Origin of the sequence: Neobacillus notoginsengisoli (genome assembly GCF_003515685.1) — a bacterium.
GTDB classification, from domain to species: Bacteria; Bacillota; Bacilli; order Bacillales; family Cytobacillaceae; genus Bacillus_D; species Bacillus_D notoginsengisoli.
Map to the genome: position 1 here is coordinate 317916 of NZ_QWEG01000004.1, position 12094 is coordinate 330009.

The 12094-nt window shown below is 41.1% G+C and carries 14 protein-coding genes; 10 read left to right on the plus strand and 4 right to left on the minus strand.

Translation table 11 applies throughout. The annotated features are described in order from the left end of the window. Window positions 1–101: 101 nt before the first annotated feature. The 5 genes from yunB to D1B31_RS08250 all read left to right on the plus strand — a co-directional run bounded on the left by yunB (window position 102) and on the right by D1B31_RS08250 (window position 3991). On the plus strand, window positions 102–863 hold the full coding sequence (gene yunB, locus D1B31_RS08225; RefSeq protein ID WP_118920272.1) for a sporulation protein YunB: 762 nt from the start codon (window positions 102–104) through the stop codon (window positions 861–863). A gap of 77 nt (window positions 864–940) precedes the next feature. Continuing rightward, window positions 941–1435: a DUF1259 domain-containing protein gene (locus D1B31_RS08230; RefSeq protein WP_118920273.1), complete on the plus strand. Its 495-nt coding sequence runs from the start codon at window positions 941–943 to the stop codon at window positions 1433–1435. A 613-nt stretch (window positions 1436–2048) separates the two neighbouring features. After that, window positions 2049–2342: a D-alanyl-D-alanine carboxypeptidase family protein gene (locus tag D1B31_RS08240; protein WP_118920275.1), complete on the plus strand. Its 294-nt coding sequence runs from the start codon at window positions 2049–2051 to the stop codon at window positions 2340–2342. A gap of 69 nt (window positions 2343–2411) precedes the next feature. Further along, window positions 2412–3398 (plus strand): proline dehydrogenase family protein, encoded by a 987-nt coding sequence (locus D1B31_RS08245; protein ID WP_118920276.1) that lies wholly within the window; start codon window positions 2412–2414, stop codon window positions 3396–3398. Between the two features lie 143 nt (window positions 3399–3541). Next, window positions 3542–3991, plus strand: a complete 450-nt coding sequence (locus D1B31_RS08250; RefSeq protein WP_118920277.1) for a CBO0543 family protein — start codon at window positions 3542–3544, stop codon at window positions 3989–3991. Here the strand turns inward: D1B31_RS08250 and D1B31_RS08255 are convergent. The 4 genes from D1B31_RS08255 to D1B31_RS08270 all read right to left on the minus strand — a co-directional run bounded on the left by D1B31_RS08255 (window position 3988) and on the right by D1B31_RS08270 (window position 8765). Further along, window positions 3988–5097 carry a GerAB/ArcD/ProY family transporter gene (locus tag D1B31_RS08255; protein WP_158587496.1) on the minus strand — a complete coding sequence of 370 codons (1110 nt, stop codon included), beginning with the start codon at window positions 5095–5097 and terminating at the stop codon, window positions 3988–3990. The genes D1B31_RS08250 and D1B31_RS08255 overlap by 4 nt on opposite strands. A 19-nt stretch (window positions 5098–5116) precedes the next feature. Further along, entirely contained in the window at window positions 5117–6205 is a 1089-nt protein-coding gene (locus D1B31_RS08260; RefSeq protein WP_118920279.1) for a Ger(x)C family spore germination protein, read from the minus strand. Between the two features lie 17 nt (window positions 6206–6222). Next, window positions 6223–7728, minus strand: a complete 1506-nt coding sequence (locus D1B31_RS08265; RefSeq protein WP_118920280.1) for a spore germination protein — start codon at window positions 7726–7728, stop codon at window positions 6223–6225. 131 nt (window positions 7729–7859) lie between these two features. After that, the gene (locus D1B31_RS08270; RefSeq protein WP_118920281.1) at window positions 7860–8765 is read right to left on the minus strand and encodes a TetR/AcrR family transcriptional regulator; all 906 of its coding nucleotides are present in this window, start codon (window positions 8763–8765) and stop codon (window positions 7860–7862) included. Window positions 8766–8950: 185 nt separating this feature from the next. Between D1B31_RS08270 and D1B31_RS08275 the strand changes: the two genes are divergently transcribed. From D1B31_RS08275 to D1B31_RS08295, 5 genes are all read left to right on the plus strand, one after another. Further along, window positions 8951–10471, plus strand: a complete 1521-nt coding sequence (locus tag D1B31_RS08275; protein WP_118920282.1) for a DHA2 family efflux MFS transporter permease subunit — start codon at window positions 8951–8953, stop codon at window positions 10469–10471. 139 nt (window positions 10472–10610) lie between these two features. Continuing rightward, window positions 10611–10958: a sulfurtransferase gene (locus tag D1B31_RS08280; RefSeq protein WP_118920283.1), complete on the plus strand. Its 348-nt coding sequence runs from the start codon at window positions 10611–10613 to the stop codon at window positions 10956–10958. 16 nt (window positions 10959–10974) lie between these two features. After that, window positions 10975–11235, plus strand: a complete 261-nt coding sequence (locus D1B31_RS08285) for a metal-sensitive transcriptional regulator (RefSeq protein WP_118920284.1) — start codon at window positions 10975–10977, stop codon at window positions 11233–11235. Between the two features lie 91 nt (window positions 11236–11326). Beyond that, entirely contained in the window at window positions 11327–11554 is a 228-nt protein-coding gene (locus D1B31_RS08290) for a sulfurtransferase TusA family protein (protein WP_118920341.1), read from the plus strand. Window positions 11555–11613: 59 nt separating this feature from the next. Beyond that, window positions 11614–12090 carry a DsrE/DsrF/DrsH-like family protein gene (locus tag D1B31_RS08295; protein ID WP_118920285.1) on the plus strand — a complete coding sequence of 159 codons (477 nt, stop codon included), beginning with the start codon at window positions 11614–11616 and terminating at the stop codon, window positions 12088–12090. Window positions 12091–12094 lie beyond the last annotated feature (4 nt).

Here is a 12094-nt window from a genome sequence, read left to right on the forward strand (position 1 = left end):
AAATGAATTTGCTGATAAACCTATTAACAATCCCCTCCTGTAATACCCCGGCTTACGGAAGCATATACAAGTATTAGGCTTACCCGGGGGAGGTCCTGTGGATGAAAATCAGAAGGCGCTATCGCAAGAGGCGGGGACCACTGCCTTTAAAATATGTGCTTTTGATCACGTTAGTGACGTTTATCATCGTTACTTACCAAAGCTTGAACATTATTAACAAACACATTGAGCCAAGCCTAATAAAAATTGCTGAAACAAAGGCGAGGGAGTTTGCATCTCAGGCCGTGAACAAGGCAATAGCGCAAGACGTAACGGCAAACATTGATGTTAATGAGTTACTTATTGTCCACAACAACTCTGGGGAAGTCAGCTATAGCTTTAACCCAAGGGTCTCCAATCGGGTTATCGCTGAGACGACCAGAAAAATCCAAAGGTATCTAAATTTACTTGAGGATGGAAATATAGAAGATCTAGAAGCATTTAAAGAATTTAATGCTGATGAGTCCAAAAAGCAGAGAGGCATTATTTATGAAATTCCAATCGGAATGGCTACAAATAACACCCTCTTTTCCAATCTAGGTCCGAAAGTACCAGTCAGGTTTGAAATTGTGGGGGATGTAATAGCAAATATTGAAACGAAAATAAAGGAAACGGGAATTAATAATACTTACTTGGAAGTGTATGTCAAAACGAATATACAGATGAGTGTAATTATTCCCCTCGTAGAAAAAGATATCAATGTGGTAAATTCAGTTTCGATAGGTAACTTGTTTTTGCCTGGAAAAGTCCCTCAATATTATAATGGGGGTGGAAAGGGCGGAAGTGAAGTAAATCCAATTGTCATACCGGATGGAGACGGTTAAAGCCTGCAGGTGATGGACCTGAGGCTTTTTTTACATAGAAAGGTTGCCTGGTGGGAAGCTAGTGATGGAGGTGCAGTATGAAAAAATTAATCATTATTGGGTTATTTTTTTGCTCTATCTTTTTCCCAGATTATATTTACGCAAAACAAAACACTGACTGCAAGGTACTTGAGCAGATTTTTAAAACGAAAGTCGAGGCAGCTGATGGGGTATGCAAGGTAAGAATTGTCCGGAAAAATTTAGATGTGATGCATATGGGAAAAAAAGTCTCGCAGGAAATGATGGATTTGGCTTTTGATTTGGCTTTTGAAAAAGTTGATGAACAGATGAAAGTTATGGGGGAGATGGCGTTGCTGCAAAATGAGGTCAATCCCGTCCTTGATGAGTTACGCAAGGGCGGACTTGAAATTACAGCCATCCACAACCACTGGCTTAACGAGAAGCCAAGAATTATTTATCTGCATTTCCAAGGCAAGGGGGATATGATTAAAGAGGCTAATTCGATAATCAATGCAATTGCAGTTACAAAGGAACTTAAGCTAATTCAACAATCTGCAGATCCTCTTCCTTAGTAATCAAAAACTTACCCTTAAAGTGGAAACAAATTGAAATGATAACTCGTCAAATTGATTGGGGAAAAGCGACGGGTAGAAAAAATAAGCAGGAGCCAGTTCCTGCTTATTTTTTTCGGAAAGCTGTCTAGTCCTTAAAAATGCTTTCAATAAGACTTCTTTTTATTAAAGGGGGAGAAAGAATGCGTTATGAAACCAAACAGATGCTAAGAGATTTTTGCAAAGTTTTAATGGATTGATTGCGTCCAACTGCGCGTCTACTGCCATCATAGGTTCGGCAGGTTTACTGAATGGAAAATTTACAACAATGCCTCATATAAAAGACCACTTCGCTCATTACTTCAAGGACGGCATTTACTGTGACTGTGACATCGTAGCGGGAGAGAAAATTATCACTGCTCGGGGATATGCACACTATGAGTTTATGATGGCTGTCTTGGCTAGACTTGAACTCCTAGAGTCTAATCCCAGGCTGGTGAAGATGACTCTAATACTATCAAAAAACCAGAGCTAGACAAATAGAGTCAGGAAGAAATTTCTCTCAGTAATTTATTTTTGGATGGTGAACAATTTAGAATATTATCTCAGAATCCATGAAACTGCAGGATAAATAATGAAAAACTCGGAAAGGTATAAAAATATGAAAAATATTCGTAGACTGTTGGCTGCACTTATGATTATATTTGTCCTCGCAGTTGGTTTGGCCTATTCAACTTTTTACATAAAGGGCCCGAATATAGACGCAAAAGCTGCCATATTGATGGATGCGGAAACAAATACAATCATTCTAGCTGAAAACGAAAATACCCCTTATCCTGCTGCCAGCATGACAAAAATGATGACCGCCTATTTGCTGCTGGAAAAAATCCAGACAAGAGTAAATGTTATTGCAGGAAAATATTATTAGTTTAAATTATTAATAACTTTGATAGGGGAGCATGTTATAATAAAGAAAAAATAGCAAGGAGCAAAAGGGATGCTAAGAGACTTATTTATCGGACTTTCAAAAAATCAACTTCTGAATGCAGCAGCCAAAAATTACGGCTTGAAGCTGGGCGCGCAAAATGTTGTCGCAGGCACAACGATTGAAGAAACGATTGAAAGCATTAAAGAGCTTAATAGGTTTGGAATTTCCGCGACTGTCGATAATCTAGGTGAATTCGTCTTTAAAGAAGAGGAAGCGACCGAAGCGAAGCTGCAAATCCTGAATGTCATCCAGGCGATCCATGATCATCAGGTGGATGCCCATATTTCGCTTAAACCAACCCAGGTTGGCCTTGATATCGACTTTGATTTCTGTCTTGAAAATGTAAGAGAAATTGTTGCAAAAGCTGCGCAATATGACATGTTCGTCAATATTGATATGGAAGATTCCAGCCACATGGATGCAACGTTGAAACTAGTCGATTTACTTTCCGCCGACTATGAGAACGTGGGAACTGTCATCCAGGCTTATTTGCACGATGCGCAAAATCAAGTTGAAAAGTATCAACATATGCGCATCCGTCTTGTAAAAGGCGCGTATAAAGAGCCGGCCGACATTGCTTATCAGAACAAAAGCGAGATTGACGCGAACTATATCCGCATCATCGAATGGCACTTGCTGAACGGCAAGTTTACCTCCATTGCGACACATGACCATGACATCATTAATCATGTTAAGCAATTTGTGAAAGAACACAGTATTACGAACGACAAATTTGAAATCCAAATGCTCTACGGTTTCCGTAGGGACATGCAGCTTCAGCTTGCAAAAGAAGGCTATAATTTCTGCACGTATGTGCCATTCGGAAAAGACTGGTACGGCTACTTCATGCGCCGCCTTGCAGAAAGGCCGCAAAATCTGACCCTTGTTTTCAAGCAGGTATTCAACAAAAAGACAAACACGATTCTTGGGGTTGCCGCAGGTGCTTTCCTTGTGGGAAGGCTTTCAAAAGGAAAAGACAAGAAAGATAAGCGCTAAGTATACCAATACTTATACGTTTAATGGGCCGGGTAGCTATACAGTTGCCCGGCCTATTTTGTGTTTCCAATATTACTCGATAAAACGACCCCATCTTGGGAATCTTATCAATAATAATCTGCAGAATGTATGGGGTGATTGAAATGGTCATCATAACTATTACGGCGTTCGTTTTAATTGCAGCGATTATCTTCATCCCAAAACGGATTTCATACTTGGAAATGTATACGACTTCCTTATTTGCCGCTTTTCTTGGATCCTTTGTTGATCTGTATTTGGATGTAAAGCTTCATCTGTATGGCTTTTTAACTAAGGGAGTAAATTGGGGTTACATCTTTATCCTGCTGATTATTTATCCCGCCGCAAATATCCTCTATTTGAACTTTTATCCTTATCAAAGCCGAATGGGTAAAAAAGCGTTATATATCATTTCATGGTCGCTGGTAATTTTATGTTTTGAATATTTCGCATTGCAAACCAAAATATTTTATTACGGTAATTGGAGGCTCGGCTATTCCGCTATTTTATATCCATTCATCTTGATGCTTCTCACTTTGAACCATTCTTTTATTCGGAAACTGTCCCGAAATTAAGTTGCTTCGGAACCCCCACGCTTACGTCCGATCCTTTTTTTTACTAAGCTGACAATAAAGAGGAAAGGGATATAAAAGTATAAAAAGAAAAGACCTATATAGGATGAAATACCGTTTAGCTTCCTGCCGTACATGATATTCTCAAGGCCAATGTTAAGAAGAAAGAAAGCTAGAAGAATGCCAAATAATGACCATGATGGTTTGAAGTTAAACGAAATTTTCAGCGTCCTAGTCGCAGACCAGAGCAAGATGCAGCCCGATGAAACAATGACGATGAAGAAGACGAAGATAAATATGAATTCAAAGCTTTCCACAATTGTAAAGGAAATGACTTTAATCATCGTAAGCGTCGCCCACTGGCTGCGCAGCAATTTTCCTTGTGTGTAATATAAAAAGGTAAGGATCGTTAAAACAAAATATAATAATGTCGTTGCCAACAGCCCTAAATGAGCCCATTTAGCCGTCTTGTCGCCTTTTTTTATAAAAGGGTAATAAATAAACACGCACTCAAACCCCATAAACATAAAAATCGATTCTTTTCCGGAAATGACATAATCTTTCACTCCATGATTGAAGAACGGCATAATATTCTCGAGTTCCAAGTATTGAAGAGTAATGAGAAAGGGAGGTATAAAGACAAGCGGAAGGACAACTCCCCAGAATGCGACCCCGGTAACGACTCTGAACCCGCCCAAGACAATATAATAGAGGACGAGGCAAATGCCAAAAGTTAATTCCCACGCGGGGATTCGTTCAAAGCCGAAAGTTTGCAATAAATCGACGTAATTATAAAGGGACAAAAAACTGGTTAGCAAAAAATAAAAAACCAGACCGACGTTGAGGGTTTTTCCGATGAATTTTCCGAAAACATCGATATGAAAAGAAGCCAAATTTTCGCCTGAACTATTTTTTATAACGATCAAGCCCATAAAGAGGAGGACCTGAAGGCTTAGTCCGACGAATAGAACGGATACCCAAGCATCCTGCCCGGCTCCTGTTGCAATTTTTGTTTGAAAGTTTAAAATTCCTGTTCCAACTTGGGAGGATTGGAGTAGGAAAAAGAGAAGATAGGGTGAAACCTTATATCTTTCCTGGACAATGGCCATCGTTTTACCCCCGTTGTCATTACCGCTTGATACCGGCCTGGATGATTGTTGTGCTAATATCAATGTTTGACTTAAGTTTTTTGTATTCCACCCGATAGAACCTCTGCTCATTCCAGCGCCTATCTCTTCCCCTGATTTTGTCGCCAATGCCAATCGGGTCCACACCATATTCCTTGAACGTATCCAGTAGCTTTCCGATGTCCTGTTTTAAAGTTATTTCGATTGCATGCTCCAGCAGATGAATATCCTTTTCGTCATGTAAGTTGATCCATTCGGGGTACTCCCTGATGATAACAAACACATTGAGCAAAAGATCGATTCTCGGAGAACTTCCACCTTGAATATTGCGCCATTCAGGCTTTTCCTTCATTATACGGAGTATAAATATGCCCTTTTTCTTGCCTTTTTGAATAGGGACTTCAGAAACCCCTTGATGATTGAAACGGTCAAGCAGGCCAAATAGAAAAGTCTGATAGCTGTCCAGTGTGAGTTTGAGTTTATCATCCTTAAAGACTGCGAGACCTTTCACATATTCGTTCGCTTCCGTTCCCATCTCCAAAATAGGCATATAGGGATCCCTGCCTTGGCCGTAAAAATCATTAAGAAATAGATGCAGGCTTGTCCTCGGAAGGGATTGCGTAGTGAAGTTTTGTTCGATCGTTTCCGAAAGGGTCAGTGAACCTTTTTTCTGAACTTGCTCAAGAAATTCTCTAGCAGAAGGTTTAACAACAGCTGTCTGAATATCTGTCGAAATAATTGGATTATTAAAAACGGTATCAATAATATGGCCAATTCCTTGTTTCGCAAAATCCTCACCGAAGACAAACACTTGTGTTTTTGACAACTCGATTGGTTTTTTTGTCTGTTCGTTTGACCTGGCCGTCATCATACTGGAGGTTTTTCCCCGCGCTTTTCTGATTTGGATACTGTCTTTGTTTTTGCCCTGTGTATAATCAGGATAAAGAAAGGTACCTCTAAATTGGCCGGCCTCATCTCTGTCGTATCCAATCGTATGCAGGATACTAAGCTGGTCGACAATTTTCGTTCTGGCGCAACCGGAAAAAAGGAGTGCCATGAAAATCAAAACAATCCAGAATTTCTGCTTCATAGAAACCCTCCATCTTCTTACTCAGTGTTAAGGTCCTTTCTCCTATCCTTATTTTCTTTTGGAGAATATTTCTTCCTACCGAGTACCCTTAAATACCCGGGGCGGCTGGATGATTTGGCATAAGGCGACTTGATGAAAGTATCGGCGGTCCCCGCCATTCTGAAAGGATAGAGAGGAACCATATACGGGCTTCCGAGAGATGTCAGGCGGAAAAGATGTGTCATGAGCAAAACAATACCGACCGCAAGCCCATATCCACCCCAGATTGCTGCTAAAAGAATCATCGGGAACCGTAGCAGCCTTACCGTATTCGACATTTTGTAAATAGGCGTTGTAAAAGATGACAGAGCGGCAAGAGCGACGATGATTAATAAAATATTACTCGTCAACGCTGCTTGCACTGTTGCCTGGCCAATTACAATACCTCCGACAATTCCGAGTGTTTGGCCAATTTTGCTTGGAAGCCTCGCACCAGCTTCTCTTAGGAGCTCGATCGTGATTTCCAGGAAAAGCACTTCTAGATAGGGGGCGAAAGGGACGTTCGCTCTAGAATATATGATTGGTCCGAGCAGGTTGTTTGGAATAATTTCATAATGATACGTTAAAACAGCGACATAGATTGGAGTCGAAAAAACCGAGAATGTTGTTCCGAAAAAACGGATCATCCTGAAAAACGAGCCTTGAAGCCAGGATGTATAGTAATCTTCAGGTGAATTGTAAAAATCTAATACAGAGACCGGAGCTGAAATGGCATAACAGGAACCGTCACAAAAAATAACAATTTGGCCAAGTGCTAAAGAATAGGCAGCCTTGTCGACTCTTTCTGATGGAAGAAAGAGCGGGAATGGCGTTAGGTTATGGTCAGACAGCAACTGCTCCAATATTGTCGTATCCTGAAGGATATCAAAATCGACATCCTCAATTCTCTGTCTCGCCGTCTGGATATACTCAGGATTTGTCAATCCATTTAAATAAGCGAGGACGACCCTTGTTTTTGACAGATTTCCTACCACGAATTCTTCAACAATTAGATCAGTCGTCACAAGCTGCTTTCGCAGCAATTGCAAATTTGTATCGAGGTTTTCGATAAACCCAACTTTAGGGCCAATAACACTGAATTCATTATCCGTTTCATTGTTTTGGCGAATGCCCTTGGCAGAGTCGCTTAAGCTAACTAATGCACACTTTTTTCCTTTATCCATCTGGATGAGTGCGAATCCGGTGTGAAGTTTAATTTCTGCATCTGCAGCATCATCCGTCACGGTAATGTCTTCTATAGGGACATAGTTTTTAATGTCAGTGAGGTTTCGAATATTTTCTGCATTTTCCTGAATCCCCGAAAGCAGGCTGCGGCGAAGCATTTTCTCATCAATTAAAGTTTTATAGCAGCTAATGGTCATTCGCCCATTTTCAAGAGGGGAGAATTCGATAAAATCACTGGACTTTTTCGCTGCCTGCAAAATTTCGTCGAGTTGTTTCTCTTTCTCTTTATTTTCCGATGGATTCCTCTTCCATTTGAACATGCTGGCCACCATATTCCTTTTTAATCGTTCAGTCGTTTATTAGCTTAGTATGGATATTTTTTGGAAGGACTATACAAAGCTGTTTTTTTGCGCAAAAAAGCCTCCAGTATATAACCGGAGGTGGTTTAGGTTTATCCATTTCCTGATGAGGAATTGGATAAGATAACGGCAGAAAGCTGTTCCAATTCTTTTAGGGCCGGAGCATTTCCATCTTTCCGGAGGAAGGTATCCAAAGTATGAAGCACGCTTTCGATCAAGAACTCCCGGGGTTCGCTGGATTTTGATAGTTCTCCTTCGATAAAATCGAGTAATTCAATGTATCTGTTTTCCCCATTTGTTTTATGCACAGCTTTTTTCAAGGCAATAATGGAGAGATAGAGTTTTTGCTGAAAGTCATGATTGGCGGTCTGGCGATCAGAGTTCCATTTTTCAAGCAAAATGGGATCAAGCAATTGTTCATTCGTTTTTGAGACTTCTTCAACAACATGCGAAATCCGTTCTACGCTGTAGCGGACGATGCCATGAATGCTAGCCTTTGGCCCATAGGCCAGATGATTAAACTTCAGGTTTTGCTGGAGCATTCCCATGAACATAATCGCGCAATCAAGAAGATAAGTTTTTTTATCCTCGCCAAAAACATCGGTAAAGCGTTGGAATAACCAATCAATACTTTTAAGCCGGTTTTTCTTCAAGAAATCTTTCAGGACTGGATCATTGGAAACCATTATTTCATCAAAGAGATAAAGCAGTTTGTTTGCTCGGTTTGTTTTTAAATGCAGTTCAAGCTGCTTGATGAAAATTTCTCTGTCGGCATGGCTCTTTCCAACAAGTAATTCATTCCGCTCTAATTCAAGCTGTTTATAGATAGATGTAATTAGAGCGATTAGCAATTCGTTTTTAGAGGGAAAGTAATTATAAAATGTTCCTTTTGAGATGCCGCTGTTGTCCAGAATATCCTGAATGGAAGTGGCCTGGAATCCTTTTTCAATAAATAGCTGATGGGCGGCTTGGATCACGCGCTGTTTTCTATCGTTCATTTTATCACCTTAGATTCATTGTACTACCTGTATAAAAAGTATACTACATCATCGTGAAATCTTAAACAAACTCAATAAAATTGAGGTAATTTTTGATTGAAATTTTTGAACTGGTGGTATATGATAAAGTGCATGTGTAACGACAGTTTACTATTTTGAACCCGAAGTATACAGGAGGAACTACAATGGAACAAACAATAAATAAACACGGGCGGCCTCCCTATGGAATCATAGCCATACTCATGATAGGTGCGTTTATTGCATTTCTTAATAATACATTGCTTAATATTGCGCTTCCATCCATTATGAGGGATTTAAAAGTGGAGCCGCCAACCGTCCAATGGCTTACAACCGGCTTTATGCTAGTGAATGGAATTCTTATTCCAGCCACAGCCTTTTTGATTCAAAAATATTCAGTGAGAAGACTTTTTCTCGCTGCCATGGGTTTATTCGCAATCGGGACCATCGTCGCTGGAACTGCCCATGTTTTCCCGGTTCTGCTGACAGGGAGGATGCTTCAGGCATCGGGCTCGGCGATTCTAATGCCGCTTCTGATGAATGTGATGCTTGTCAGCTTCCCGATTGAAAGACGTGGGACGGCCATGGGCGTTTTCGGATTAATCCTGATGTTCGCGCCTGCGATAGGGCCGACTTTGTCCGGCTGGATTATTGAGAATTATGATTGGCGGATGCTTTTCCACTTTGTCACGCCGATTGCTATTGTCATACTCCTTGTAGGCTTTTTCCTGCTGAAAGATAAGAAAGAGAAAGTAGATATTCGGCTTGAGTTTGTTTCACTCGTTTTATCGAGTATCGGATTCGGCGGCATTTTATACGGATTCAGCTCGGCGGGAAATAAAGGCTGGGACAGTCCATATGTATATGGGACGATCGCGATAGGGGCCATTTCTCTGATTGTATTCATTTTACGGCAGCTGAAGCTTGAAAAGCCGTTTCTTAATTTTCAGGTTTACCGCTTTCCGGCATTTGCGCTAGCTTCTGTTATTTCAATGAGTGTAAATATGGCGCTCTTTTCCGGCATGATCCTGCTTCCAATCTACGTGCAAAATTTAAGAGGCATTTCCCCGATGGATGCCGGATTGCTGCTCATGCCCGGAGCTATTCTAATGGCATTTATGTCGCCGATTACTGGCCGCCTTTTTGATAAAGTCGGCGGCAGATTATTGGCCATTACCGGGTTGGGGATTATTGTCATCACAACCTTTGGGTTCAGCCGGCTGACACTTGATACCTCTTATACGCACTTGCTAATTCTTTATTCTGTACGGAGCGTCGGGATGGCAATGGTGATGATGCCAGTGTCAACAAACGGTCTGAACCAGCTGCCAACTCGCTTATATCCGCATGGAACGGCGATGAACAATACGATGAATCAGGTTTCCGGCGCGATTGGAACAGCCCTGCTTGTCACAATCATGACGAACAGGACCGAATCGCAGGCAAAAGAGCTTGGCCAGGAAGCAATGAAGAAGCTGACTGAGCAGCCAACACCAGAAGTGCTCGCCCAAATGAAACAGCAAGTTTTAGCCGAAGCGATGTTGCATGGGATTAACTTTTCGTTTTTCGTCGCTACATTTATCGCTGGTGTTGCGCTTGTCCTTGCGTTTTTCATTAAGCGCGCAAAACAGGCTGAAGATCCTTTGGAGGCACAGGGAGCTGGAGGACAGCTAGCGGAAAACAAATAGCATACTAGGATGAGGCAACTAACCTTATGTGTTGGTTGCCTTTTTGGTTCAAGAAAATGAAAAGGGTTGACAATATACCCGATGGGGTATATTATAAGAATTGTCACCAGGTAAATCTTTTGAGAGAGGGGAATGCTGATTGTTCGTATATTTTATGGCCATTCTTTTTATCAGCATTAGCTTTTTACTTTACAAAAGATACATTCCAGTCTTCGGAGTCCCGTGCAGGGAAGTGACTGAAGGGCACTTAACTAATAATGATATACTATTGGATATACGTGATTATACGATTGCTTCCAAAAATCCGGTCAATGGGTCCTTCTCAATACCTGCCCCGTATTTGAACAGGTATATGAGCGAGATACCGGGAAAACATGTGCATCTTGTCGCTTCTGACAGACTGGAGAAAAATTGGGCAATCCGTGTGTTAAGGAAAAATGGCTACCACGTTGTTGGCTACTCATTGGCCGGCTGTGGGTGCCAGTGAGAAGGAGGGGAAAAAAGTGAATTATGATGATCAAATGAAAAACAGGGTCAAGAGGATGGAGGGCCAGCTGCGCGGCATTCTTAAAATGATGGAAGAGGATAAGAATTGTAAAGACGTTATTACGCAATTATCCGCTGTCCGTTCCGCGGTTGACAGGACAATTGGGGTTATTGTCAGCTCCAATCTTGTAGAGTGTGTACTGGAGGCCGAGAAGAATGGCCAAAATACAGAGGAATTGATTCAAGAAGCTGTAAGCCTTCTTGTCAAAAGCCGTTAAAAAATAAAAGGGTGGGTCACCCTCTTTTATTTCACAACTTTATATACCCCTACGGGTAGATGTATAATAACAATTTGGGAGGAATAGTATGATGGAAAAAACAAAATTTTTGGATGCAAAAGGGCTGGCATGTCCAATGCCGATCGTTAAAACGAGGAAGGAAATGAAGGAAATGGACCCCGGCCAGGTGCTTGAAATCCATGTGACTGACAAAGGTCTCAAAGCGGATCTTACCGCTTGGGCGGCATCGACAGACAACGAAATCGTAAAACATGAAGAGGAAAATGGTGTCTATAAATTTTGGATTAAAAAAGTTTAATTTTTTTTGAAAAAACATATACCCTAATGGGTAAATTGAAGGGAGATTGACTAGAAAAAATGGAAAAGAAGAAAACGACAATTATCCTCTTTAGCGGGGATTATGATAAAGCAATGGCAGCCTACATTATCGCGAATGGTGCAGCGGCCTATGATCACGAGGTGACGATTTTCCACACTTTTTGGGGATTGAATGCACTCCGTAAGGACGAACCAATCCAGACAAAAAAAAGCTTCATTGAAAAAATGTTTGGCAAAATGATGCCAAGAGGAGCTGATAAGCTTGGCCTTTCCAAAATGAATTTTGCCGGAATGGGACCGAAAATGATAAAAGAAGTGATGAAAAAGCATAATGCAATGACTCTTCCGCAACTGATTGATATGGCCCGCGAACAGGATGTCAAGCTCATTGCCTGCACAATGACGATGGATTTGCTTGGCCTCAAGGAAGAGGAGCTTCTTGATAACATTGAATATGCCGGGGTTGCAGCGTATCTTGCTGATGCTGAAGAGGGCAATGTAAACTTGTTTATTTAATAGG